We start from the raw sequence: 22545 nt of genomic DNA, 5'->3' as shown, positions 1-22545 counted from the left end.
CGGTGAGGCGATAGCGTCTTGAGACGTGGAAGGGAATCGACGGCATGTAGTGATCGTCGGCGGCGGGATCTCGGGTCTCGCGGCGGCGTGGTTCCTCAGGCAGGGCGGCGGCGAGCGGGTGCGGGTGACCGTCCTCGAGTCGAGCCCGAGGATCGGCGGCAAGCTGCAGACCAGCGAGGTCGCGGGTGTCAGCGTGGACGAGGGCGCCGAGTCGATGCTGGCCAGGCGGCCCGAGGGCAAGGACCTGGCCAGAGCGGTGGGCCTCGGCGGCGATCTGGTCGAGCCCGGCACCACCCAGGCGGCCATCTACTCCAGGGGCGCGCTCAGGGCGATGCCCAAGGGCCAGGTCATGGGCGTGCCCGGCGACCTGGCCGAGCTGGCCCGATCGGGCCTGGTCTCGCCGGGCGGGCTGATCAGGGTGCCGCTGGACCAGGTGCTGCCCGCCACGCTGGTGCGCAGCGACGTCTCCGTCGCCTCCTACATCCGTGCCCGCATGGGGTCAGAGGTCGTGGAACGGCTGATCGAGCCGCTGCTGGGCGGCGTCTACGCGGGCCGTTCCGACAGGCTGTCGCTGGAGGCGACGATGCCGCGCATCGCCACCGCGGCGCGTTCGGAGCGCTCGCTGCTCGGCGCCGTGCGGGAGATCGTGCGCGAGACGCCCAAGGACGCGGGGCCGGTCTTCACCAGCCTGCGCGGCGGGCTCGGCGGCCTGCCCGAGGCGGTGGCCAAGGCGTCGGGGGCCGACATCAGGACCGGCGTGACCGTCCGCGAGCTGCGCCGCACGCCGTACGGCTGGCAGCTGGTCACGGGCCCCGTGCCGCGACCTGAGACGATGGAGGCCGACGCGGTCATCGTCGCCACGCCCGCCACGTCCTCGGCCAGGCTGCTGAAGGACGAGGTACCGAAGGCGGCGACGGAGCTGGCCAGGATCGAGTACTCCAGCATGGCCATCGTCACGCTCGCCTACCCTCTGTCGGCCTTCCCCTCGCCGCCCACCGGCAGCGGCTACCTGGTGCCTCCCGTGGAGGGCAGGGTGGTGAAGGCGGCGACGTTCAGCTCGGTCAAGTGGCCGCACCTGACCGAGGCCGACCCCTCGGTGCTGCTGGTGCGCTGCTCGATCGGCCGCGTCGGAGAGGAGCACCTGCTCCAGCGCGACGACGCCGAGCTGGTCGCGGTCGCGATGGCCGAGATGAGCGAGGTCATGGGGGTGCGCGGGCTGCCGCTCGACTCGAGGGTCAGCCGCTGGGGCGGTTCGCTTCCGCAGTACAACGTCGGCCACCTCGACCGCGTCGCCCGCGTCCGCGCGGCGGTGGCCGTCGAGCCGGCGCTGGCGGTGTGCGGTGCCGCCTACGACGGGCTCGGCGTGCCCGCCTGCGTCTCGACCGCGCGCACGGCGGCCGCCCGGATTCTGGACCACCTGGCCACGCAGGGAGAATGAGAACATGACAGAGGCGACCCAGCGGCCCAAGGCTCGCGACCTGAACCAGGTGATCCGCTACACGATGTGGTCGGTCTTCAAGACCACCGAGCAGTGCCCGAGCAACCGCGAGGGCATGGCCGACGAGGTCGACGAGCTGCTGGAGCAGGCGGCGGGCAAGGACGTGGTCACCCGCGGCTGCTACGACGTGGCAGGCTTCCGTGCCGACGCCGACTACATGTTCTGGTGGCACGCTCCCACCGCCGAGGACCTCCAGGACGTCTACTCCAGGTTCAGGCGCACCACGCTGGGCAGGCTGAGCACGCCCGTCTGGTCGGCGATGGCGCTGCACAGACCCGCGGAGTTCAACAAGTCGCACGTCCCCGCGTTCCTCGCGGAGGAGGAGCCCAGAGGGTTCGTGTGCGTCTACCCCTTCGTGCGCTCACTGGAGTGGTACCTGCTCGACGACGGCGAGCGGCGCAGGATGCTGGCCGAGCACGGGATGATGGCGCGCGAGTACCCCGACGTCAGGTCCAACACGGTGGCCTGCTTCGCGCTCAACGACTTCGAGTGGATGCTGGCCTTCGAGGCCGACGAGCTGCACAGGATCGTCGACCTCATGCGCCACCTGCGCGGGGCCGAGGCCAGGCGGCACACCAGGATCGAGGTCCCGTTCTACACCGGGGTCCGCAAGCCGGTCGGCGAGCTGATCGCAGCGCTTGCCTGACTTTGTAAAGGCGCTCGCCCGCGTCATCTCCGGTTCCTGATCCACATTTCTTTGCCATAATCAGGGGAAATCCCCTGTCGTAGTGAGGCAAAGGGTGCATGAAGGCGGGAGTCTGGCACGCTCCAGACGCGGTTCGCGGGGTAGGCGGCGGCGCAAGAAGTCGCGCGGGCCATGGGCGCTGGGAGGCTCGGTCGCAGGGGCGGCGCTGATGGTCGCGGGGCTCGCGGTCGGAGCCGAGATGCTGGCGCGGGAACGCTCCGAGCAGGCCGCGTCGTCCCTGCCCTCCGCGGTCACGGCCGGCGGCTCGACCGAGCGGGCCGGCTCGCCCGGCGCTCCGGTCGCGGCGGGCGGGCAGGCCGACAAGCAGGGCAGGACGGGGAACGCGGAGGCGGCCGGTCAGGCGAGCGCGCCCGTGCCCGCCGTGTCGCCGCCGGCCGCCTCTCCCTCCGCGCCACCGCCCGAGCCGCCCGCACCCGCGAGCGTGAAGGACGATTCGGGCGCCGCGGAGAGCGGGCACACCGACGCCAAGGCCGCCGAGTACTTCGACAAGCGCTGGGGCAAGGGCGACAAGGCGGCCAAGCGGCTCAAGGACATCCGCACCGTCGGCGGCTACCTGCGCATCTACACCGACCTGCCGGAGTCGGCCGACAACTCCAAGCAGGCCATCACGCTGTGCGAGCGGGGCCTGGAGTACCTGAAGGAGATGGGCGAGGAGCGGCCCGTGGTCTTCGTGCAGGCCGAGTTCGGCGAGAACGGCAACCCCGTGCTCGCCAACGTCCTCGGCCCCGACGACGGCGACTGCAGGGTCACCCACCCCGCGACGGACTGAGGCCCGCTACGGCGCTGGCTCCAGTCGTACGGAGACGGAGTTGATGCAGTAGCGATCGTCGGTCGGGGTCGCGTAGCCCTCGCCGTGAAAGACGTGACCCAGGTGCGAGTCGCAGCGGGCGCAGCGCACCTCGGTGCGGACCATCCCGTGGGTGTGGTCCTCGATCAGCGTGACCGCTTCGGACTTCGACGGCTCGAAGAAGCTCGGCCAGCCGCAGTGCGACTCGAACTTCGTGTCGGACCGGAACAGCTCGGCGCCGCACGCGCGGCAGGAGTAGACGCCCTCGGTCTTGGTGTCGACGTACTCACCGGTGAAGGGGCGCTCGGTGCCCGCCTCCCTGAGCACGTGGTACTCCTCGGGTGACAGCTGCGCGCGCCACTCGGCGTCGCTCTTGACGACCTTGTCCATGAGCCCACTTTATGCGAGCGCGGAAAGATCTCCATGGGCGAAGCATCCTTTCTGCGGCATTTCGGCGTCTTTGTCTATGTAGGAGGTGTGGCATCGCCTCCTCACTGAGGGGTGAGACCGCTCGCCCGGGGCCGTCGCCGCTGCACAGCCGCGCCCGTGTTGTGCGCCGGTGGCCCCATCGAGGCCGGCCGGACGGCGCGCCAGCGTCCGGTGCGGCACGAGGCGGACGGTCTTCAGGTCCGTCCCGTCGAGTGCCCGGTCCCGCCACCGTGGCGGTCTCCGGGACGGACCCGCCCAACTCTTCGCGCCGAATCGGGGTAGGTTCAGCGCATGCCGTCACCTTTCATCGAGCTGCAGGTCGGGGAGCGTACCGTCAAGGTCACCAACCCCGACAAGGTGTACTTTCCGGAGATCGGCGCCACCAAGCGCGAGCTGGTGGAGTACTACGTCAGCGTCGGGGAGGGGGCGCTGCGCGCGCTCAGGGACCGGCCGACCCACCTCAAGCGGCATCCTGACGGGGTCGGCAGCGAGGCCATCTACCAGAAGCGGATGCCCGCCAAGCACCCTGAGTGGCTGGAGACGGTCACCGTGACCTTCCCCAGCGGCAGGACGGCCGACGCGCTCCGGGTGACCGAGGTCGCCTCGATCGCCTACTGCGCCAACCTCGGCACCATCGACTTCCACCCGTGGCAGGTCCGCGCCGCCGACGTCGAGCACCCCGACGAGCTGCGCATCGACATCGACCCGCAGCCGGGGCTCGGCTTCGACACCGCCCGCCGTACCGCCTTCCTGGCCCGCGAGGTGCTGGAGGAGGCGGGGATGACCGGTTTCGTGAAGACCTCGGGCAACAGGGGCGTGCACGTCGCGGTCAGGATCGAGCCCCGCTGGGACTTCGTCGAGGTACGGCACGCGGGCATCGCGCTGGCCAGGGCCATCGAGGACCGCGCGCCCGACCTGGTGACGACGGCGTGGTGGAAGGAGGAGCGCGGCGACAGGGTCTTCATCGACTTCAACCAGAACGCCAGGGACAGGACGATCGCGAGCGCCTACTCGGTGCGCGCCAAGCCGAGCGGACCCGTCTCGGCGCCGCTGACCTGGGAGGAGCTGGCCGACGCCGAGCCGGCCGACTTCGACATCAGGACCATGCCCGAGCGCTTCGCGAGGGTCGGCGACGCGCACGAGGCGATCGACGAGCGGGCCTTCTCCATCGAGACCCTCCTGGAGTGGTACGCCAAGGACGATCGCGGCGACATGCCGTACCCGCCGAACTATCCGAAGATGCCGGGCGAGCCGAAGCGGGTGCAGCCGAGCAAGGCGCGCGACGAGTGACGTGTATCACTTGAATCACATTACTTGACGCCCGGTCCAATAGTTCGGAAGGCTCTCGGGCTATGGCTTTGGCATCAGCACGACGGCTCGCCGCCGCGGGAGCGGTGACGGCCTTCATCGTCGGCGGAGTGACCATGGTGGCGGGTGCGGGCACCGCCATGGCGAGCGACTGCAAGCTGCTCGTCCTGGTCTGCGACGAGCCCGCGCAGGGCGGAGACCCTGACGACCCGTGGAAGCCCGACGTCAGGGTGCCCGACGTCCCGCTTCCGCGCGACACCTGGTCCAACGCCCCCGCGCCGCACGACACCTGGTCCGCCGCGCCCGCCCCCCAGGACACCTGGTCCAACGCGCCGGCCCCTCAGGACACCTGGTCGTCGGGCCCCGCGCAGCCTCCGAAGGAGGAGGCGCCGTGGAAGCCGGTCGACGAGGGCAGGCACCGCATGCCGGACGGTCCGCCGCAGACGGGGGCCGGTGGGCTGGCGGGCGCCGACCCGATGTGGCCGTTCGCGGCCGGTGGCGCGGCGCTGCTGACGGGCGCGGGCCTGGCCGGCTTCGCGCTACGGCGGGGACGCCCAGCGACGGCGGAGTGAGCGGGCCTCCTGGGCAGCGGCTCGTCCTCGTGGGCGCGGTGGTGGTCTCGCTGGCGGGGATCGCCCTGATCTGGTTCGGCGTCAGCGGCATGGTGAGCGGCGCCGCCGAGCCCGCGCCCGTCTCCGCCACGGCCGCGGCGAAGCTGCCGAGGGTGGGCGCGCCCGCGCTGACCGAGCCGCCCGAGGTGCTGGTCGGGCGGGTGGCCAAGCCGATGAGGACCGCCCGGCCGACCGCGGTCTACATCCCCAAGCTCGGCATCTCCGCGCCGCTCATGGAGCTCGGTGTCGACGCCAAGGGCGCGATAGAGAACCCGCCGCTCGACCATCCCAACGTGGCGGGGTGGTATCGCTATGCGCCGGTCCCCGGCGCGCGCGGCGCCGCGGTCATCACCGGCCACCTCGACACCCGCACGGGACCCGCGGTGTTCGCCAGGCTCAGGTCGATCAGGCGGGGCGACCAGGTGCAGGTGATGCGGGCCGACAGGTCGGTGGCCATCTTCGTGGTGGACAGGGTCGAGCAGGTCGCCAAGCGCGTCTTCCCCACCGAGAAGGTCTTCGGCAAGGTGAAGTACGCGGGCCTGCGCCTGGTGACCTGCGGCGGCGCCTTCGACAGCAAGGCGCACAGCTACCAGGACAACACCATCGTCTACGCCCACCTGGCGCACGCCTACCACCCGGGGAGCTGACCGGGTCAGGGGTCGCGGGGCAGCCCGAGCGCGCGCTCGGCGACGATGTTGAGCTGCACCTCCGTTGTGCCGCCGCCGATGGTGAACGCCCTGGTGGTGAGGATCATCCTGCCCCAGTGCGGATCGGCGGGCGCCAGCGACCAGCAGAACTCCGAGATCGCCTGGGCGTGCCGCATGCCCAGCAGCTTGCGCACGCTGGAGGCGGTCCCCGAGTCGGTCCCGGCCAGCTGCGAGAGCGTGACCCGCAGGCCGAGCGCCGAGATCGCCTGCCCCTCGGCCCACAGCCGTCCCGCCTGCTCACGCTGGGCCTGCCGGAGATCGGGGAGGCGCTGGAGAAGCTTCACCATGTCGGTGTGCTGCGAGCCGGGGCCCCAGCTGTCGCCGAGCGCCACCCTTTCGTGCGACAGCGTGTCGCGCGCGACCCGCCATCCGCCGTCCACCTCGCCCACGACCAGATCGTCGGGGACGAAGACGTCGTCGAGGAAGACCTCGTTGAAGAGCTCGTCCCCGTTGATCTCCTTCAACGGCCGCACGGTGACGCCCGGCGCGGCCATGTCGACGAGGAAGTAGGTGATCCCCTCGTGCTTGGGCCTGTCGGGGCTCGTCCTGGCCAGGCAGATGCCCCAGTGCGCGTACTGCGCGAGCGAGGTCCAGATCTTCGATCCGCTGATCGACCAGCCGCCCTCGACCCGTACGGCCTTCGTGGACAGCCCCGCCAGGTCCGAGCCCGCTCCTGGCTCGCTGAACAGCTGGCACCAGACGATCTCGCCGGTGAACGTCTTCGGCAGGAAGCGGTCCTGCTGCTCCCGCGTGCCGTACCGGACGATGGAGGGCACCGCCCACGCGGCTATGCCGAGGTTGGGCCGCCTGAGCCCGCGCAGCTCCTGGTGGATGATCACCTGCTCCAGCGGTGAGGCCCCGCGGCCCCACGGCTCGGGCAGGTAGGGCATGATCCAGCCCTCGCGGGCGAACCTGCCCAGCCTGGCAGGCGGCTCCTCCTCGGCGAGCGCCGCCGCCTCTGCCCTGATCCGCTCCCTGACGGGCGCGGCCTCCAGCGGGAGGTCGGGCTCCATGCTCCTGCGCACGCCGCCGACGGCGAGCTCTGCGACCTCCTCCGCCCAGCCGCCCGGCTCTCCTGCCAGCATCCGCAGGGACAGGGCGCGCCGGTAGTAGCGGTGGGCGTCGTGCTCGAAGGTGTAGCCGATGCCGCCCAGCACCTGGATGGCGTCGGCGGCGCACCGCACCGCCGCGTCGGGCCCGAGCACCGCGGCCACCCCTGCCGCCAGCCGCGCCTCATCGGGGACGGGCCGTCCTCCCAGAGAGTCGAGGGCGCGGGCGGCGTCCCACACGGCGGCCCTCGCCTGTTCGAGCGCGACCAGCGCCGCCGCCACCCGGTGCTTGACCCCCTGGAACTGCCCGATCGGGCGTCCGAACTGTTCCCGGACCTTCGCGTGGGCCGCGGCCGTCGCCACCGCCCACGCGGCCACTCCGCACGCCTCGGCGCCGAGCAGGACCGCCGCCAGCTCGCGCACCGGCGCGGCGCCCAGGAGGCGCTCCTCGGGCACCTTCCGCGCCGTCACGCGCACCGGCGGGCGTGACAGGTCCAGGCCCTCCAGCGGCTCGATCTCCACCTCGGACCTGTCGAGCACCGCCCACCCGTCCTGCACGGGCAGCAGGAAGAGGCCGGCGTCGGGCGAGCCCAGCCCGTGCCCCTCCAGGACGGCGGCCGCCGTGGTCGTGCCGTCGGCCAGGCCAGGCAGCAGGGACAGGCATCGGCCCGACCGCGCCAGCACCGCCGAGACCAGCACCGTGGGCAGGCAGGGCCCTCCGGCGAGCCCCTCGCCCAGCGCCTCCAGCGCCACCGCGAGCTCGACCAGCCCGTAGCCCTGCCCGCCCGCCTCCTCGGGCAGATGCAGCCCCAGGACGCCCTGTGCGGCCAGCGCCTCGTGCCCGGGAGACCGTGAGACCAGCCCCCTGACCGAGCCCGCCAGGGCCAGGTGTTCCTCTGTCAGTGCGATGCCCATGCGCCCGAATCTAGAACCTTATTCGGTCGGTGGCCAGGGGCGATCACAGGTTGATGATCGCGGCCTTCTCCCTGGTGTACTCCAGCACCGCGTCGTGCCCGTAGCCGCTGTCCTTCACGCCGCCGAACGGCAGCCCCGGCGGCATCTGGCGGAAGGTGTTCACCCACACCGTGCCGCACTCGAGGTCGCGCACGAACCGGTGGGCACGCCCCAGGTCGCGCGTCCACACCCCGGCCGCCAGCCCGTAGTCCGAGTCGTTGGCCAGGGCGAGGGCCTCCTCGTCGCTCTCGAACGGCAGCGCCACCGCCACAGGTCCGAAGATCTCCTCCTGGCAGATCCGCAGCGTGTTGTCGGTGACGGTGTAGAGGGTCGGCGCGACCCAGTAGCCACCTGGCAGGCCGGGCACCACCTCGGCGCCGGTCCTGCCGCCGAAGACGAGCCGCGCGCCCTCCTTCTCGGCGATCTCCAGGTAGGAGGCGACGCGCTCGTACTGCCCTGCCGACACGATCGGGCCCATGGTGGTGGCCAGGTCGAGAGGGTCGCCGAGGACCAGCCCCGCCGCCGCGGCGGAGATCCGCTCCAGCATCTCCTCCCAGATCGAGCGGTGGATGAGGATGCGCGACCCCGCCACGCACACCTGGCCCGCGTTGCCGGTGTAGATGGAGTTGACCGTCACCCCCTGGGTGGCGGCGTCGAGATCGGCGTCGGGGAAGACGATGTTCGGCGACTTGCCGCCCAGCTCGAAGGTGAGCGGCTTGATCCCGGCGGCCTGGGTGATGGCCACGCCGGTCTGGGTCGAGCCGGTCAGGCTGATCTTGTTGACGCCGCGGTGCCGTACCAGCGCCTCTCCGACGTCCTCACCCATGCCGGAGACGAGGTTGAGCACGCCCGGCGGCAGCACGTCGGCCAGCAGTTCGCCCAGGCGCAGCACCGAGGCGCTGGCCTGCTCGGCCGGTTTGACGATCACCGTGTTGCCGGCGGCCAGCGCGAAGGCGGCCTTGGCGGAGAAGGTGGAGATCGGGGAGTTCCACGGGATGACGGCCAGCGCCACACCGTACGGCTCCCGCCTGGTCAGCCCCAGGCTGTCGGGGCCGAGAATGACGGTGTCGCCCCTGACGGCGTCGAGCACCTGGCCGGCGGCCAGCTCCCACAGGAACCTCATGCCGGGCAGGTCGCGTTTGAGTGTGTCGCGAAGGATACGGCCGTTGTCGCGGGTCTCGATCGTGGCCAGCTCCTCGGCGTGCTCGGCGAAGACCGCCGCCACCTGGCGCAGGAAGTGCGCCCTGCCGAGGGCGGGCATCGCCGACCACGCGGGGAGCGCGGCGCGGGCGGCCGCCACGGCGGCCTCGGCGTCGGCCCTGCCACTGGCGGGGACGCGCGCCCAGACCTCGCCGGTGGCGGGGTTGACCGAGTCGAGGGTGCGGCCGTCGGCCGAGGGAACGAGCCTGCCGCCGATCAGGTTGCGATACTCCATCACGCAACCAAGCATATGCTTGCTTGACTGGCGGCGGCTAGCGGCGCGTCGAGCTCAGCGTGAAGGCGATGTTGACCAGTGCGACGCCGCCCCACACCGCCAGATAGGCCAGCAGGTCCGACTCGCCGATGGTGAGGGCGACGGTCGCGATCGTGCCCATCACGAGGGAGACGATCGCCAGCGCCAGCCGCATCCCCGCGACGTTCTGCTGCTGCTGGAGTTGGCGCCGCACGTGTCCGGAGTCGGCCACCATGCGCTCGTCGACGCGCCTGTCGACCTCCTTGCCCATCTTGTCGAGGAAGGACTCGATGATGGAGTCCTCGAAGTCGGGGCCGAGATCGCGGCGCGCCGCGACGGCCGCGCGCAGCTCATCGCCAGTTGATGACGTCATAGATCGAGATATAACGCATCTTCTGGTCAGCGGGCAAGAATGTCATCGAGGTTGTACGAAATCGGCTTTTCAAGTTGCTCATACGTGCAGGATTCGGGCGTCCGGTCCGGCCGCCAGCGGCGGAACTGCGCGGTGTGCCGGAACCTGTCGCCCTCCATGCTGTCGTAGGCCACCTCGATCACCAGCTCGGGCCTGAGCGGGATGAACGACAGGTCCTTCTTGGCGTTCCATCGTGAGACGGCGCCCGGCATGCGCTGCCCGCCGCTGGACGGGGTGGCCGCCGGCTGGCCCACCCGCAGCAGGGCCTGGTCGGCCCACTCGCCCCACGGGTGCTCGCCCAGCTTGGCGAGGTAGGGCGTGAGCTCCTCCACCAGCTCGGCCCTTCGCGTCATCGGGAAGGAGGCCGCCACGCCCACGTGGTGCAGCCTGCCGTCGGGGCCGTAGAGCCCCAGCAGCAGCGACCCCACGATCGGTCCGCTCTTGTGCTCGCGGTACCCCGCGATCACCACGTCGGCCGTGCGCTCGTGCTTCACCTTGTACATGGCCCTCTTGTCGGGCATGTACGGCTGGTCGCCCGGCTTGACGATGATGCCGTCGAGCCCCGCACCCTCGAACATCTCGAACCACTCCGAGGCCCGCTCGTCGTCGGTGGTCACGGGGGTGAGCCTGATCGACCCGCCCGCCTCGGGGAAGATCGACTCCAGCCGGGCGCGGCGCTCGGCGAAGGGGGCCTCCATCAACGACTGCGTGCCCAGCGCGAGCAGGTCGAAGGCGACGAACGAGGCGGGCGTCTGCTCGGAGAGCATCTTCACCCGCGAGGCGGCCGGGTGGATGCGCTGCTGCAGCGCCTCGAAGTCGAGCTCCTGCCCCTTGCGCAGCACGATCTCGCCGTCGACCACGCACTTGTCGGGCAGCTCGGCCCTGACCGCCTCGACCAGCTCGGGGAAGTAGCGGGTGAAGGGCCGCTCGTTGCGGCTGCCCAGGAAGACCTCGTCGCCGTCGCGGAAGATGACGCAGCGAAAGCCGTCCCACTTGGGCTCGTAGAACAGCGTGCCGTCCTGCTTGGGCATGCCCTTGACCGCCTTGGCCAGCATCGGCGCGACCGGCGGCAGCACGGGCAGATCGAGGTGGAGTTCGAGTTCGTCGTCCATGGCCTACTCCCTGATGTATCGGCAGAAGAGGACGCCCTCCTCCTCCAGCACCTGCGCGAGACGCAGGTCGGTCTGACCCGCCTCGCCGTTCAGGATGCGCGCGGCGCCGCCCCCGATCAGCATCGGGCTGACCGACAGGCACAGCTCGTCGATGAGACCCGCGGCCGCGAGCTGCCCGTTGAGCCTGGGCCCGCCCTCGCAGAGGATCCTCGTGAGCCCGCGCTCGTGCAGCGCGGCGGTGGCCAGGTCGAGCTCGACCCTGTCGTCGCCCGCGACGATCACCTCGGCCCGATCGGCCGCCTCGGTGCGGCGGTCCTTGGGAGCGGCCTCGCAGGTGATCACAATGGTCCTGGCGTCGGGCGCGGCCTCGGTGAACAGCGGGCTGCCCAGGTCGAGGTCGAGCCTGCGGGTCACCACCGCGACGGGCGGCGCGGCGGGCCTGCCCTCCCGCAGCGGCGCCCACGACTCGCGAGGCTTGGCGGGGCCGTAGCCCTCGGTCCTGACGGTCGCCGCTCCGGCGAGGACGACGTCGGACAGCCCGCGAAGGACCCCGAAGATCCGTCTGTCGCCCTTGCTGGACAGGCCGCCGGACAGGCCCTTGATCCACGCGCCGCCGTCGGCGCTCGCGACCATGTTGACGCGCAGCCAGGGCCGGTCGGCGGGGTAGGCGTAGGCCTGGGGGATGTCTGGATCGTCTGTTATGTCGGGATGGATGCGACGCACCCCTCTACCTTGGCACACGGCCCCGACAACCGGGGTGAAGGGCGTTATTAGCAGTTTGGTGTATCAGAGGACGTACATAGCTGTTTGTGCATAACGTGGCGGCAGGGATCGGGGAATCTGGGAGGCCCTGTGGGTCTGGTCACGGTTGCGGCCTGGGTGATCAATGCTCTGATCGGCGTCTATCTGCTCTACCTCTGGCTGTCGGGCGGTGGGCTGCGCCAGCAGGCGACCAAGGTGACGCGCTTCCCGACCACCTTGATCTTCTCCCACCCCGCGCTGGCCGTCACGGCCCTGGCCTTCTGGGTGGCCTACCTTCTGACCGGCCAGCGCCTGCTGGCCTGGCTGGCCTTCGGCGTGCTGTCGGTGGCCGCGCTGCTGGGCTTCACCATGTTCACCCGATGGCTGGGCGGCGGACGGCACGCCAGGGGCGCCGAGCAGCGCTTCCCCGTGCTGGCCGTGGTGGCGCACGGCCTGGTCGGGCTGACGACCTTCGTCCTGGTGCTGGTGGCCGCCTCCTCGATCGGCTAGCCACGGCCCTCGCCCGGCGAGCTAGACGACCCGCCGCGGGTGGCGCAGAACCTGGATGCTCCTGGAGGTGACCTCCACCTGCGTGCCGGGCGCGAGCTGCTCGTCGGGATAGGGGTCCTCGCGGGGCGTGTCGTCGTTGGTGTCGAGCACGACCACCCACGAGGCGGAGAACTCCGCGCCGGGCAGCGTGAACGTCATGTCCTCATGGTGGGCGTTGATCAGCAGCAGGAAGGAGTCGTCCACGATCCGCTCGCCGCGAGGGCCCGGCTCGGTGATCGCCTCGCCGTTGAGGTAGACCCCCATGGACTTGGCGTAGCCGGTGTGCCAGTCACCCGCGCTCATCTCGGCGCCCGCGGGGGTCAGCCAGACCAGGTCGCGCCTGTTGTCCTCATGGGTGCGCCCCGCGAAGAAGCGGCGGCGCTGGAAGACCGGGTGCTCGCGGCGCAGCCTGGACAGCGCGCGGACGAAGTCGAGCAGCCCGTTCTCGGTGCGGGCCAGCGACCAGTCGACCCAGGAGATGTCGTTGTCCTGACAGTAGGCGTTGTTGTTGCCGCGCTGCGTGCGGCCGAGCTCGTCGCCGTGCGAGATCATCGGCACGCCCTGCGACAGGAACAGCGTGGTCAGGAAGTTGCGGCGCTGGCGGTGGCGCAGCCTGACGATCTCGGGATCCTCGACAGGGCCCTCGGCGCCGCAGTTCCACGAGCGGTTGTCGTCGGTGCCGTCGCGGTTCTCCTCGCCGTTCTCCTCGTTGTGCTTGCGGTTGTAGGAGACCAGGTCGTTGAGGGTGAAGCCGTCGTGGCATGTGACGAAGTTGATGGAGGCGACCGGGCGGCGTCCGGAGGAGGCGTAGAGGTCGGCGGAGCCGGCCAGCCTGGAGGCGAACTCGGGCAGCGCCGAGCCGGTGCCGCGCCAGAAGTCGCGCACCGAGTCGCGGTACTTGCCGTTCCACTCCGTCCACAGGGGAGGGAAGTTGCCGACCTGGTAGCCGCCAGGGCCGACGTCCCACGGCTCGGCGATGAGCTTGACCTGCGAGATCACCGGGTCCTGCTGGATGAGGTCGAAGAAGGCGCTCAGCCTGTCGACGTCGTGCAGTTCGCGGGCCAGCGCGGCGGCCAGGTCGAAGCGGAAGCCGTCGACGTGCATGTCGAGCACCCAGTAGCGCAGCGAGTCCATGATCAGCTGCAGCGCGTGCGGTGAGCGCACGTTGAGGCTGTTGCCGCAGCCGGTGTAGTCGAGGTAGTAGCGCCTGTCGCCGTCGTGCAGGCGGTAGTAGGCGCTGTTGTCGATGCCGCGGAAGCCGAGGGTCGGGCCCATGTGGTCGCCCTCGGCGGTGTGGTTGTAGACCACGTCGAGGATCACCTCGATGCCCGCCTCGTGCAGCGCCCGCACCATCGCCTTGAACTCCAGCACCTGCTCGCCGCGCTGCCCCGCGCTGGAGTAGGCGCCGTGCGGGGCCAGGTAGGCCATCGTGTTGTAGCCCCAGTAGTTGGTCAGCCCTCGGGCGACCAGGAAGTGCTCGGGGACGAAGTGGTGCACCGGCATCAGTTCGACCGCGGTGACCCCGAGCGAGAGCAGGTGGTCGATGACCGCGGGGTGCCCGATGCCCGCGTAGGTGCCGCGCTGCTCCTCGGGGATCGAGGGGTGGCGCATGGTGAGCCCGCGCACGTGCGCCTCGTAGATGACCGTCTGGTGGTACGGCGTGCGCGGCGACCTGTCGTTGCCCCACTCGAAGAACGGGTTGATCACCACGTTCTTCGGCATGTACGGCGCGCTGTCGACGGTGTTGAGCTTCGCCGGGTCGGTGAAGTGGTAGGGGAAGACCGCCTCGTTCCAGCGCAGCTCGCCCTCTATCGCCTTGGCGTAGGGATCGAGCAGCAGCTTGGCGGGGTTGCTCCGGTAGCCGCGTGAGGGATCGTAGGGGCCGTGGACGCGGTAGCCGTACCGCTGGCCAGGGGCGATCCCCGGTAGGTAGCCATGCCATACGAAGCCGTCGACCTCGGGCAGGTCGAGGCGTTCCTCGGAGCCGTCATCGTGAAACAGGCACAGCTCGATCCGCTCGGCGACCTCGGAGAACACCGCGAAGCTGGTGCCGACTCCATCCCAGGTGCCGCCGAGTGGATAAGGCTCGCCCGGCCAGACCTCTCGCATGTGGCCCAATTGTCGCATGTGTCCGCCCCTTCGTCGCCAGGACGGCTCTAGCACCTCACCTGGAGTTCCAATTCGGGTCATCTGAGCGGCCTCCCACGCGGGGCGCGCGGGAGGCCGCGATGCGTCAGGAGAGCAGTTCGGCGTTGAGCGTGATGGTCGTGCCGGTGAGCGCCTTGCTCACCGGGCAGTTCGCCTTCGCCGCCTCGGCCGTCTCCTGGAACTGCTCGGCCGTGATTCCGGGCACGTGGGCGCGCACGCTGAGCACGATGCCCGTGATGCCCTCGCCCGGCTGGAACGTCACGTCGGCCTTGGTCTCCACGGTCTGCGGAGGGGTGCCGGCCTGGGCGAGGGCGTGCGAGAACGCCATCGAGAAGCAGGAGGAGTGCGCCGCCGCGATGAGCTCCTCCGGGGAGGTCTTGCCGTTCGCGGCCTCGGCGCGCGAGGGCCAGGAGACGTCGAAGGTGCCGACCTTCGAGGTGTCGAGCGAAACGGTGCCCGAACCGTCGAGCAGCGCGCCCTTCCACTGGGTCGTCGCGGTACGAGTGGTCGCCATGGCGATGTCCTTTCGCTGGAAAATCCCAACATATCCCGGTAACCGTGCGTAACCTGCCACGCCAGGGGGCGTGTCATCGCGCGGGCTCGCCCGCCCGTCAGGCGCAGCCGTGCGACGAGGTCCGCAGGCAGGCCCAGCCCGCCCTGCCCACCGGCGCGGCCTCGCCGGGAGGCCTCGTGTCGCGGCTGCCGGTGTCGGAGGGGAAGATCTTGACCGTCGCCCCGGTCCTTTCGCGTCGCAGCAGCAGCTGGCCCGCGTGGTTGTTGTGCGCCGAGCCGAACGAGCCGACCCGCAGGTCGGTCCACCTGCCGGCGGCGCTCAGCACCCACTGCGTGCCCAGGTAGCCCGCCTTCTGCCAGAAGCAGGCCACGCCCGAGTCGCAGTCGCCGAGGCCGTCGAAGCGCGCGCAGGTCTCGGGGAAGACGTGGACGGACAGCGCCCCGCCGTCGTAGGAGACGGTGTTGGCGTCGACCCGCCTGCCCCCTGGATGCCGCCGCAGCTGGGCGTCGAGCGCCCTGGAGGCGTCGGCCGCGCACGCGTCGCGGCGCGGCGCGGCCGCCTGGGCGACGGGGACCGGCAGGAGGGCGACGAGCAACGCCGACGCGACAGCGAGTCTGGTCTTCACACACGCTCCTTGCGGGTGGCCAAGCCGGAAGTGACCACGGAACGTTAGCGCGACCTGACGCTCCGTGTGGCCCGAACGGCCTCACGGCGTGGCTCGTCAGCCGCCTCCCCCCGGCGCCGTCAGGAGCCCAGCGTCGCCCTGGCCTCCTCGGCCACGTCGCGGGCGTAGTCGTCGTCGCTTTCGGCCAGCACCCGCTCGATGCCCTGCCTGGCCCGCTCGTCCTTGCGCAGCGCGAGCCCGCGGGCGGCCTCGGCCACGGTGTGCAGGTCGGTGTCCGTCAGCCGCGCGGCCAGGGCCTCCCTGATGCCGGGAGTGTCGGCGTCGAGGTTGGCGAGACCGGTGGTGGCCCAGTCGCGGACCTCCTCCTCGGAGTCCCCCGTCATGTCGATCAGCAGCGCCAGCCCCTCGGCGTGATCGTTCGGCAGCACGTCGGCCAGGGCGATGGCGTCGGTCATCGTCCGCTTGTGGCCGGGCCTGCCGATGATGTCGAGCACCTGCGGCAGCGCCCTGTGGTCGCCCTGGTGGCCGAGCGCGGACAGCACCGAGCGCAGCACCTGCGGGTTGCCCTCCGTGGTGGCCATCTTCTGCAGCAGCGGCAGGGTGCGCTCGCGATAGGGCTTCTCGCCGTCCTCGGTGACGCCGAACTGGGCGATCGCGTCGACGCCGAACTCGCGCTCGCGGGCATCCTCACTGACGCACAGCCTGGACAGCGCCTCGTAGGTCTCCTCGTCGCCGCGCCTGGCGAGGTTGTCGGCGACGATCCACCACGTCTCGGCGTCCTCGTCGGTGTCGCGGTGCGCCAGCGCCCGCGCGACCAGCTGCTCCACCGGGGTCTCGACGCCCTCGGCCTCCTCCAGCACGGTCGCGATCGCGGCGTGGCCCCGCTGCGCCTGGGCCTCGACGGTGCGCTCGCCGTCGGCGGTCAGCGCCGTCACCGTCACCAGCTCGGTGCCGTCCTTGGCGTACTGCCTGGTCACCACGTACTGCCTGTCGTCGGGACCGTCGTGCTGGATCTGGTCGAGCAGCGCGCTCTCGAGATGCACGCCCACCCAGTCGGCCGCGATGTCGAGCGCGCTGTCGCCGTCGCCGTCGTACTTCCCGACGTCCGCGCCGGCCGCCAGCAGCACCTGCACCACGCCGAGCGCGCCGCGCCTGGCCGCCAGCGTCAGCGGCGTGTCACCGGCGTCGTTGGCGGTGTCGACCTCGGCGCCCGCCTCGATGAGCACCTGGGCGCTCTCCGCGTTCCCGTTGGCCGCCGCCCACGCCAGCGCCTGCCAGCCGCCGGGCTCCCTGCCGTTGACGTCGGCTCCCGCGGCCAGCAGCGCGCCCACGACCGGCACGTGGTTCCACGCCGCGGCCCCGCACAGCGGGAGCCCCTCGTCCTCGCCCTGGCTGACCACGTTGGGGTCGGCGCCACCGGCCAGCAGGTCGCTCACGGTCTCCAGGTTTCCGGCCAGCGCCGCCCGGTAGAGCTGTTCCTCATGCATGTCACGGACCCTAGCGCAGCCCAGGCCCTGGACCTGGATCTCGACCTGGATCTCGACCCGGCCGAGCCGTGCCCGCCGCCGTGGAGAGCGAGCGGTTCGGGGGTTGCCCCTCCGCAGGAACGACAAAACGCGATATGTTGCGTCTATGAGTGAACCGGGGGAACTGCGCGCCTCTGACATGGAAAGGGAGGCCGTCGTCGAGCGGCTGCGGGTCGCCTCCGTCGAGGGCAGGCTCACGCTGGTCGAGCTGACGGACAGGACCGAGGCGGCCTATCTGGCCACCACGCATGCCCAGCTGGCGCTGCTCACCCAGGACCTGCCCGCCGAGGGCACGTACGCGCCCTCGCCCGTTCCCGCGCCCTCCCGCAAACGGCGCTGGTTCGTGGCGATCATGGGTGACACCAAGCGGCGCGGCAAGTGGAAGGTCGAGCAGGAGCTCGGCGCGGTGGCGGTCATGGGCGACGTGCTGCTCGACCTGCGCGAGGCCGAGGTGCGCACCAACGTCATCGACGTCACCGCGGTGTCGGTGATGGGCGATGTGAAGATCATCGTGCCTGACGGCGTGGACGTGGACCTCGACGGCATGGCGATCATGGGCGACAAGAAGGTCGACGTGATGGAGGCGGCGCCCGGCATGAACGTGCCGGTGGTGCGCGTGCACGCCTACGCCGTCATGGGCGACGTCAAGGTGATCGGCGACTCCAGGGCCAAGCCGATCAAGCGCGGCTGGTCGGCGTGGCGCGAGCACCTCGGGCTGGGCGGCGAGCACCTGTGGGGCGAACCCAGGCAGCTCGGCCGCGACTGATCGCGCCCGGCTGAGCGCCTCCGAGCGCCCCCAGGGCCCTTGCGTGAGGCAGGACGGCCGAGACCGCGGACAGGGGCCGTGACGGTCCCCTCAGGCCCTCAGGCGGGCACCCTGACAGGCTCGTGCCTCAGCGCGCCCGTGTAACGCTCCAGCACGACCTCCACGAGTTCAGGGGAAGGGCCGAGCACGTCGGCCACCACGTCGGCGCCGGCCGCCAGCGTGTCCCTGCGCACCTTGTCGGCGAAGAACCCTGGTGCGAGCAGGTACGGCGCGACGGCCACCCTGGGCGCTCCCGCGGCCCGCAGCGCCGCCACGGCCTCGGCGGGCGTCGGCCCCGCGGCCGAGGCGTAGGCCGGGACCACATCCCACCATCGGCCTCCACCGCCTTCCTGGAACCCGGGAGCCGCCCAGGAGGGGCGGGCCGCCCAGGCGCTCGCCAGGTCGGCGATGACGGCGTTGGCCCTGGCGTCGCTCGAACCCGCCGAGACCAGCACCAGCGCGGTGTCGGGCGCGCCAGGCCGTACCCCGGCCTCGGACAGGCGGCGCTCCAGCGCCGGCAGCAGCAGCGGGTGCGGGCCCAGCGTCGTGCCGTAGCGCACCCGCAGCAGCGGGTCGCGGGCGCGCGCCTCGGCGAGGGCGGCGGGCAGGTCGACGCGGCTGTGGTACGCCTCGGTCAGCAGCAGCGGCAGCACGACCGCCTCGCGCAGGCCGTGCAGCGCCTGGGCGAGCGTGGGCGGGCCGTGGTCGAGATAGGCCGAGCGGACGGTCAGGCCAGGCCGCGCCTGCCTGACCCGCTCGAGAAGCGCCTCCACGGTCGCGGCGGCGCGCGGGTCACGCGACCCGTGCGCCACCGCGACCAACGGGACCGCGCCCCTGCCAAGGCGCGCCCCCTCACCCGCCGGATGCCGCCCGGCGGAGGTCGGAGGTGCGGAGATCACAGGTGAATGCCGCATTCGGTCTTCCCCATGCCCGACCAGCGGCCGCTGCGAGGGTCCTCGCCGTCGGCGACCTGGCGGGTGCAGGGCGCGCAGCCGATCGAGGGATAGTTGTCATAGTGCAACGGGTTGATCAGCACGCCGTTGTCGGACATGTAGTTGTCGACGTCGTCCTGGGTCCACCTGGCGATCGGGTTGACCTTGACCATCTGGCGCTTGGCGTCCCACTCCACGACCCTGGTGCCCGTGCGGGTGGGCGACTCGTCCCGGCGGATGCCGGAGATCCAGGCGAGGTACGGCTCGAGCGCCCTGTTCAGCGGCTCCACCTTGCGCAGGTAGCAGCACAGGTCGGGGTTGCGGCCGAACAGGCGGGGACCGAGGTCGCGCTCCTGTTCACCGACCGTCCGCGAGGGCTGCACGTTGATCACGTTGACGTCATAGACCTGCTGGACCGCGTCACGGGTGCCGATCGTCTCGGCGAAGTGGTAGCCCGTGTCGATGAACAAGACGTCCACCCCCGGCTTCACCCTGCTCACCAGGTCGATCAGCAGGGCGTCGCTCATCGAGGAGGTCAGGCACAACCGGTCGCCGAACGTCGCGGCCGCCCACCGGATGATCTCGCGGGCGGGGGCGTCCTCCAGGAACACGGCAGCGGACTCGACGATGGCCTGCAGGTCGAGCGTGCCGCGTTGCTCTCTTAACGTGACTTCGAGGTCGACGAGCGTCATATCTTCACTCCGATTCCGAGAAACTTCAGCTTGAAGGCGCGCACGCAGGACCTGCAGTACCAGCCCCCGTCGCCCTCGTAGGGCTCCAGGTCCTCGTCGCCGCAGTAGGGGCAGTGGAAGGGGACCGCTCGCTCGCTCACTTCAGGTCCCCCTCGTCTGCTCGCTGGACCCAGTCGGAGAACGACTCGCCGTCCTTCTTCTGCTCCTCGAAGTGGGTCACGACCCGCTCCACGTAGTCGGGCAGCTCGTCGGCGGTCGTCTTCAGCCCCCGGACCTTGCGGCCGAAGCCCGGGTTGACGCCGAGGGAGCCGCCCAGGTGGATCTGGAAGCCCTCGACCTGCTCGCCCTGGTCGTTGACGACGAGCTGGCCCTTCAGTCCGATGTCGGCTACCTGGATGCGGGCGCAGGAGTTGGGGCAGCCGTTGACGTTGACGGTGAGCGGCTCGGCGAAGGTCGGCAGCCGCTTCTCCAGCTCGTCGATCAGGTGGGAGGCCGTCGCCTTGGTCTCGACGATGGCGAGCTTGCAGTACTCGATGCCGGTGCAGGCCATCGTCTGGCGGCGGAAGGTGGAGGGGTTGACCTGCAGGTCGATGGCCTCCAGCTCGGCCACCAGCGAGTCGACCCTGTCGGGCGCGACGTCGAGGATGACCATCTTCTGCTCGACGGTGGTGCGCACCCTCGCCGAGCCGTGGCGCTCGGCCAGGTCGGCGATCAGGTGCAGCTTGTCGCCGTCGACGCGGCCGACCCTGGGCGCGAAGCCGACGTAGAAGTTGCCGTCCTTCTGCGGGTGCACGCCGACGTGGTCGCGGCGGCTGTCGCGGGGCTGCTCGGGCGCGGGGCCGTCGGGCAGGTCCTCCTTGAGGTACTCGGTCTGGAGCACGTCGCGGAACTTCTCCACGCCCCAGTCGTTGACGAGGAACTTGATGCGGGCGCGGTGGCGCAGGCGGCGGTAGCCGTAGTCGCGGAAGATGCCGATCACGCCGCCGTAGACGTCGCTCACCTGGTCGGGGCGGACGAACACGCCGATGCGCTTGCCGAACATCGGGTTGGTGGACAGGCCGCCGCCCACCCACAGGTCGTAGCCCTTCTCGCCGTGCTCGTTGACGACCGCGACGAAGGCCACGTCGTTGATCTCGTGCACGGTGCAGTGCGCGGGGCAGCCCGAGATCGCCGTCTTGAACTTGCGCGGCAGGTTGGAGTAGGCGGGGTCGCCGATGAAGCGGTCGTGCACCTCGCGGATCTGCTCGGTGGCGTCGAGCACCTCCTCGGTGTCGATGCCCGCCAGCGGGCAGCCGAGGATCACGCGCGGCGTGTCACCGCAGGCCTCGGTGGTCGACAGGCCCACGGCCTCGAGGCGCGCCCAGATGTCGGGCACCGCCTCGATCTCGATCCAGTGGTACTGGATGTTCTGCCGGTCGGTGAGGTCGGCGGTGCCCCTGCCGTACAGGTTGGAGATGTCGGCGAGCACCCGCAGCTGCTCCAGCGACAGCTGGCCGCCGTCGATGCGGACGCGGAGCATGAAGTACCGGTCGTCGAGCTCCTCGGGCTCGAGGACGGCCGTCTTTCCGCCGTCGATGCCGGGCTTGCGCTGGGTGTAGAGGCCGTACCACCGCATGCGTCCGCGCAGGTCGGCAGGGTCGATGGAGTCGAAGCCGCGCTTGGAGTAGACGTCGATGATGCGCTGGCGGACGTTCAGCCCATCGTCGTTCTTCTTGTTCTCCTCGTTCTTGTTGAGCGGCTCGCGGTAGCCGAGAGCCCACTGACCTTCGCCGCGCGGGCGCTTGTGATGCCGGCTGGCAGGGGTGGTCATAGCGCGTCCTTTGGGTTCGTGGGCGCGCGTTACCCTCCTCCTGCCTCATCGTCGAGTGCAGGGGCTGAGCTTTGGGCTGGTGCGACGCGCGCGCCGTTACAGAAAACGGGAAGGAGTTAGCGGGCGTCGCTACAGATGGCACTGCGGACACGCTGAAGGTCGACGTGACGTCGCACGACGAGCATCGGGTCCGCTGGCATACCTCGAACCATACCTCGGTGGTCGGGTATGTCCAAGGCCGGGTCCACAGTCTGGACGATCTTCAGCCCTGTCTGGGCCAGTCGAGCTCCGACTCCTGAGGCGTCTCCTCGCCCTGGTGCTGGCAGTCGCACCAGGATCCGCCCCTGCACTCCTCGTGCAGCCGCTCCTTGCACTTCTCGCAGATCACCTCTTGATTATTCACCGTGGACTTCTTCGCAGAACTACTCGCCGACCTGCGCGCCGAGACCGCCGACCTGGAGGCCCTGCTGGAGGGCGCCGACTGGGAGCTGCCCACCCCGGCCGAGGGGTGGACCGTCCGCGACCAGGTCGGCCACCTGGCCTGGTTCGACGAGGCGGCCACCAGGGTGGTCACGGAGCCGGGCTCCCTCCGCACGGACGTGTCCGTCGACGACCTCGTGATCGAGGCCCGCGCGCTGCGGGCCGAGGCGGTGCACGCCTGGTTCCGTACGGCCCGCGCCCGCATGCTGGAGACCTTCGCCACGCTCGACCCCAGGACCAGGCTGCCGTGGTACGGCCCGCCGATGTCGGCCGCCTCCTTCGCCACCGCGCGCCTGATGGAGACCTGGGCCCACGGACAGGACATCGCCGACGCGCTGGGCGTGACCAGGACGCCCACCGCCAGGCTCAGGCACGTGGCGACGCTGGGAGTGCGGGCGATGCCGTACGGGTTCGCGGTGCGGGGCCTGCCCGCGCCGCGCGACCCCGTGCGGGTGGAGCTGACCATGCCGGACGGCACGCCGTGGACGGCGGGCCCCGAAGGGGCGGCGGACGTGGTGCGCGGCCCGATGCTCGGCTTCTGCCTGCTCGTCACCCAGCGTCGTCACCTCGCCGACACCGGGCTGGTCGCCGAGGGCGCGACGGCGGGCGAGTGGATGGCGGTGGCGCAGGCGTTCGCGGGCCCGCCCGGCAAGGGCAGGGCTCCCTCAGGGACGATTCAGGGCGATACCGGATGATC

General features: G+C 71.0%; 25 protein-coding genes. 9 read left to right on the top strand and 16 right to left on the bottom strand.

Features of this window, described 5'->3' with window-relative positions:
- Nucleotides 1-25 precede the first annotated feature (25 nt).
- The 3 genes from hemG (at nt 26) to ABFX55_RS07850 (ending at nt 2973) form a co-directional block, all read left to right on the top strand.
- Nucleotides 26-1438 (top strand): protoporphyrinogen oxidase, encoded by a 1413-nt coding sequence (hemG, locus tag ABFX55_RS07860; protein ID WP_346119056.1) that lies wholly within the window; start codon nt 26-28, stop codon nt 1436-1438.
- 4 nt (nt 1439-1442) lie between these two features.
- Nucleotides 1443-2144, top strand: coding sequence for a hydrogen peroxide-dependent heme synthase (gene hemQ / locus ABFX55_RS07855; protein WP_183646251.1), 702 nt, complete (start codon nt 1443-1445; stop codon nt 2142-2144).
- A gap of 208 nt (nt 2145-2352) precedes the next feature.
- A complete protein-coding gene (locus ABFX55_RS07850; RefSeq protein ID WP_346119054.1) occupies nt 2353-2973 on the top strand; it encodes a hypothetical protein in 621 nt (206 codons plus the stop codon).
- Nucleotides 2974-2979: 6 nt separating this feature from the next.
- Here the strand turns inward: ABFX55_RS07850 and msrB are convergent, their stop codons facing one another.
- The gene (msrB, locus tag ABFX55_RS07845) at nt 2980-3381 is read right to left on the bottom strand and encodes a peptide-methionine (R)-S-oxide reductase MsrB (protein WP_346119052.1); all 402 of its coding nucleotides are present in this window, start codon (nt 3379-3381) and stop codon (nt 2980-2982) included.
- A gap of 330 nt (nt 3382-3711) precedes the next feature.
- Between msrB and ligD the strand changes: the two genes are divergently transcribed.
- From ligD to ABFX55_RS07830, 3 genes are all read left to right on the top strand, one after another.
- Nucleotides 3712-4710 carry a non-homologous end-joining DNA ligase gene (gene ligD, locus ABFX55_RS07840; RefSeq protein ID WP_346119050.1) on the top strand — a complete coding sequence of 333 codons (999 nt, stop codon included), beginning with the start codon at nt 3712-3714 and terminating at the stop codon, nt 4708-4710.
- Nucleotides 4711-4772: 62 nt separating this feature from the next.
- Complete coding sequence (locus ABFX55_RS07835; RefSeq protein WP_346119048.1) at nt 4773-5300, top strand: hypothetical protein; 528 nt, start codon at nt 4773-4775, stop codon at nt 5298-5300.
- The gene (locus ABFX55_RS07830; protein WP_346119046.1) at nt 5297-5986 is read left to right on the top strand and encodes a class F sortase; all 690 of its coding nucleotides are present in this window, start codon (nt 5297-5299) and stop codon (nt 5984-5986) included. Before ABFX55_RS07835 ends, ABFX55_RS07830 begins: the two co-directional genes overlap by 4 nt.
- A 5-nt stretch (nt 5987-5991) precedes the next feature.
- Here ABFX55_RS07830 and ABFX55_RS07825 read toward each other — a convergent pair whose 3' ends face one another.
- The 5 genes from ABFX55_RS07825 to ABFX55_RS07805 are packed head-to-tail and all read right to left on the bottom strand — an operon-like array spanning nt 5992 to nt 11749.
- A complete protein-coding gene (locus ABFX55_RS07825) occupies nt 5992-8010 on the bottom strand; it encodes an acyl-CoA dehydrogenase family protein (RefSeq protein WP_346119044.1) in 2019 nt (672 codons plus the stop codon).
- Nucleotides 8011-8053: 43 nt separating this feature from the next.
- On the bottom strand, nt 8054-9484 hold the full coding sequence (locus ABFX55_RS07820) for an aldehyde dehydrogenase family protein (protein WP_346119227.1): 1431 nt from the start codon (nt 9482-9484) through the stop codon (nt 8054-8056).
- Between the two features lie 37 nt (nt 9485-9521).
- Entirely contained in the window at nt 9522-9875 is a 354-nt protein-coding gene (locus tag ABFX55_RS07815) for a hypothetical protein (protein WP_346119042.1), read from the bottom strand.
- Nucleotides 9876-9901: 26 nt separating this feature from the next.
- Nucleotides 9902-11026 (bottom strand): ATP-dependent DNA ligase, encoded by a 1125-nt coding sequence (locus ABFX55_RS07810; protein WP_346119040.1) that lies wholly within the window; start codon nt 11024-11026, stop codon nt 9902-9904.
- Between the two features lie 3 nt (nt 11027-11029).
- Nucleotides 11030-11749: a pyrimidine reductase family protein gene (locus tag ABFX55_RS07805; protein ID WP_346119038.1), complete on the bottom strand. Its 720-nt coding sequence runs from the start codon at nt 11747-11749 to the stop codon at nt 11030-11032.
- A 156-nt stretch (nt 11750-11905) separates the two neighbouring features.
- On the opposite strand from ABFX55_RS07805, the gene ABFX55_RS07800 reads away from it, so the two are divergent.
- Nucleotides 11906-12277 (top strand): hypothetical protein, encoded by a 372-nt coding sequence (locus tag ABFX55_RS07800; RefSeq protein WP_346119036.1) that lies wholly within the window; start codon nt 11906-11908, stop codon nt 12275-12277.
- Between the two features lie 21 nt (nt 12278-12298).
- Here ABFX55_RS07800 and glgX read toward each other — a convergent pair whose 3' ends face one another.
- From glgX to ABFX55_RS07780, 4 genes are all read right to left on the bottom strand, one after another.
- Nucleotides 12299-14425: a glycogen debranching protein GlgX gene (glgX, locus tag ABFX55_RS07795; protein WP_346119034.1), complete on the bottom strand. Its 2127-nt coding sequence runs from the start codon at nt 14423-14425 to the stop codon at nt 12299-12301.
- Between the two features lie 124 nt (nt 14426-14549).
- On the bottom strand, nt 14550-14978 hold the full coding sequence (locus ABFX55_RS07790; protein WP_183646218.1) for an OsmC family protein: 429 nt from the start codon (nt 14976-14978) through the stop codon (nt 14550-14552).
- A gap of 97 nt (nt 14979-15075) precedes the next feature.
- The gene (locus ABFX55_RS07785) at nt 15076-15603 is read right to left on the bottom strand and encodes a hypothetical protein (RefSeq protein WP_346119032.1); all 528 of its coding nucleotides are present in this window, start codon (nt 15601-15603) and stop codon (nt 15076-15078) included.
- A 119-nt stretch (nt 15604-15722) separates the two neighbouring features.
- Entirely contained in the window at nt 15723-17090 is a 1368-nt protein-coding gene (locus tag ABFX55_RS07780) for an ankyrin repeat domain-containing protein (protein WP_346119030.1), read from the bottom strand.
- Nucleotides 17091-17235: 145 nt separating this feature from the next.
- Here ABFX55_RS07780 and ABFX55_RS07775 point away from each other — a divergent pair, with 145 nt between their 5' ends.
- Entirely contained in the window at nt 17236-17895 is a 660-nt protein-coding gene (locus ABFX55_RS07775; protein ID WP_346119028.1) for a DUF1707 SHOCT-like domain-containing protein, read from the top strand.
- 98 nt (nt 17896-17993) lie between these two features.
- On the opposite strand, the gene ABFX55_RS07770 is transcribed toward ABFX55_RS07775, so the two are convergent.
- The 6 genes from ABFX55_RS07770 to ABFX55_RS07750 form a co-directional block, all read right to left on the bottom strand.
- Nucleotides 17994-18848: a sirohydrochlorin chelatase gene (locus tag ABFX55_RS07770; protein ID WP_379478998.1), complete on the bottom strand. Its 855-nt coding sequence runs from the start codon at nt 18846-18848 to the stop codon at nt 17994-17996.
- Nucleotides 18830-19558 carry a phosphoadenylyl-sulfate reductase gene (locus ABFX55_RS07765; protein ID WP_346119026.1) on the bottom strand — a complete coding sequence of 243 codons (729 nt, stop codon included), beginning with the start codon at nt 19556-19558 and terminating at the stop codon, nt 18830-18832. Before ABFX55_RS07765 ends, ABFX55_RS07770 begins: the two co-directional genes overlap by 19 nt.
- Complete coding sequence (locus ABFX55_RS07760; RefSeq protein WP_183646205.1) at nt 19555-19698, bottom strand: Insertion element protein; 144 nt, start codon at nt 19696-19698, stop codon at nt 19555-19557. Before ABFX55_RS07760 ends, ABFX55_RS07765 begins: the two co-directional genes overlap by 4 nt.
- Nucleotides 19695-21368 (bottom strand): nitrite/sulfite reductase, encoded by a 1674-nt coding sequence (locus tag ABFX55_RS07755; protein WP_346119024.1) that lies wholly within the window; start codon nt 21366-21368, stop codon nt 19695-19697. Before ABFX55_RS07755 ends, ABFX55_RS07760 begins: the two co-directional genes overlap by 4 nt.
- 116 nt (nt 21369-21484) lie before the next feature.
- Nucleotides 21485-21568 (bottom strand): putative leader peptide, encoded by an 84-nt coding sequence (locus tag ABFX55_RS49710; RefSeq protein ID WP_350655632.1) that lies wholly within the window; start codon nt 21566-21568, stop codon nt 21485-21487.
- Between the two features lie 62 nt (nt 21569-21630).
- Nucleotides 21631-21771, bottom strand: coding sequence for a hypothetical protein (locus tag ABFX55_RS07750; protein WP_346119022.1), 141 nt, complete (start codon nt 21769-21771; stop codon nt 21631-21633).
- A gap of 1 nt (nt 21772) precedes the next feature.
- Between ABFX55_RS07750 and ABFX55_RS07745 the strand changes: the two genes are divergently transcribed.
- Nucleotides 21773-22543, top strand: a complete 771-nt coding sequence (locus tag ABFX55_RS07745) for a TIGR03084 family metal-binding protein (protein ID WP_346119020.1) — start codon at nt 21773-21775, stop codon at nt 22541-22543.
- Nucleotides 22544-22545: the final 2 nt, after the last annotated feature.

It is taken from the genome of Nonomuraea roseola (assembly GCF_039535395.1).
GTDB classification, from domain to species: domain Bacteria; phylum Actinomycetota; class Actinomycetes; order Streptosporangiales; family Streptosporangiaceae; genus Nonomuraea; species Nonomuraea roseola.
Note: the sequence above shows the minus strand (reverse complement) of the source record. Positions and strands in the feature narration are given on the sequence as shown.

Coding starts and splice junctions, on each gene's coding strand:
- ABFX55_RS07835 (WP_346119048.1), top strand. CDS start 4,773: ATGGCTTTGGCATCAGCACGACGGCTCGCCGCCGCGGGAGCGGTGACG.
- ABFX55_RS07770 (WP_379478998.1), bottom strand. CDS start 18,848: ATGCGGCATTCACCTGTGATCTCCGCACCTCCGACCTCCGCCGGGCGG.
- ABFX55_RS07825 (WP_346119044.1), bottom strand. CDS start 8,010: ATGGGCATCGCACTGACAGAGGAACACCTGGCCCTGGCGGGCTCGGTC.
- ABFX55_RS07850 (WP_346119054.1), top strand. CDS start 2,353: ATGGTCGCGGGGCTCGCGGTCGGAGCCGAGATGCTGGCGCGGGAACGC.
- ABFX55_RS07810 (WP_346119040.1), bottom strand. CDS start 11,026: ATGGACGACGAACTCGAACTCCACCTCGATCTGCCCGTGCTGCCGCCG.
- ABFX55_RS07790 (WP_183646218.1), bottom strand. CDS start 14,978: ATGGCGACCACTCGTACCGCGACGACCCAGTGGAAGGGCGCGCTGCTC.
- glgX (WP_346119034.1), bottom strand. CDS start 14,425: ATGCGAGAGGTCTGGCCGGGCGAGCCTTATCCACTCGGCGGCACCTGG.
- msrB (WP_346119052.1), bottom strand. CDS start 3,381: ATGGACAAGGTCGTCAAGAGCGACGCCGAGTGGCGCGCGCAGCTGTCA.
- ABFX55_RS07775 (WP_346119028.1), top strand. CDS start 17,236: ATGAGTGAACCGGGGGAACTGCGCGCCTCTGACATGGAAAGGGAGGCC.
- ABFX55_RS49710 (WP_350655632.1), bottom strand. CDS start 21,568: ATGCCAGCGGACCCGATGCTCGTCGTGCGACGTCACGTCGACCTTCAG.
- ABFX55_RS07765 (WP_346119026.1), bottom strand. CDS start 19,558: ATGACGCTCGTCGACCTCGAAGTCACGTTAAGAGAGCAACGCGGCACG.
- ABFX55_RS07755 (WP_346119024.1), bottom strand. CDS start 21,368: ATGACCACCCCTGCCAGCCGGCATCACAAGCGCCCGCGCGGCGAAGGT.
- hemQ (WP_183646251.1), top strand. CDS start 1,443: ATGACAGAGGCGACCCAGCGGCCCAAGGCTCGCGACCTGAACCAGGTG.
- ABFX55_RS07780 (WP_346119030.1), bottom strand. CDS start 17,090: ATGCATGAGGAACAGCTCTACCGGGCGGCGCTGGCCGGAAACCTGGAG.
- ABFX55_RS07820 (WP_346119227.1), bottom strand. CDS start 9,484: ATGGAGTATCGCAACCTGATCGGCGGCAGGCTCGTTCCCTCGGCCGAC.
- ABFX55_RS07815 (WP_346119042.1), bottom strand. CDS start 9,875: ATGACGTCATCAACTGGCGATGAGCTGCGCGCGGCCGTCGCGGCGCGC.
- ligD (WP_346119050.1), top strand. CDS start 3,712: ATGCCGTCACCTTTCATCGAGCTGCAGGTCGGGGAGCGTACCGTCAAG.